The organism is Cobetia sp. SIMBA_158, assembly GCF_046566945.1.
Taxonomy (GTDB): Bacteria; Pseudomonadota; Gammaproteobacteria; order Pseudomonadales; family Halomonadaceae; genus Cobetia; species Cobetia amphilecti.
In genome coordinates this window covers 1-273 of the sequence record NZ_JAWJYL010000362.1, presented here as the reverse complement: position 1 = coordinate 273, position 273 = coordinate 1, and the positions used below count along the sequence as shown (strand labels likewise).

The 273-nt window shown below is 43.2% G+C and carries 2 protein-coding genes; both read left to right on the top strand.

Annotated features, from left to right (window positions below):
- Positions 1-20 precede the first annotated feature (20 nt).
- The gene (locus R2R70_RS20295) at positions 21-137 is read left to right on the top strand and encodes a hypothetical protein (RefSeq protein WP_410978943.1); all 117 of its coding nucleotides are present in this window, start codon (positions 21-23) and stop codon (positions 135-137) included.
- A 3-nt stretch (positions 138-140) separates the two neighbouring features.
- The coding region (locus tag R2R70_RS20290; RefSeq protein WP_410978942.1) for a biotin/lipoyl-containing protein at positions 141-273 on the top strand (133 nt) is incomplete at its 3' end.

The following is a 273-nucleotide window of genomic DNA, read 5'->3' as shown; positions in this document are numbered from 1 at the left end:
CAATTCCACAAGGTGCTAAGTTGAAATACGCTGGGCGTAAAGCATCTGCATCACCAGCGTGTGGTTACATGTCAGTACATACTAAAGAACAACAAGCGCTCGTTGCTGACGCGCTTACTATAGAAAATAAAGGATAAGCGATGAGCACAGAAATTAAAGTTCCTGTTCTTCCTGAGTCGGTTGCAGATGCTAACGTTGCTACATGGCATGTAAGTGTTGGCGACAAGGTAACTCGTGATCAGAACTTAGTAGATATTGAGACAGACAAAGTAG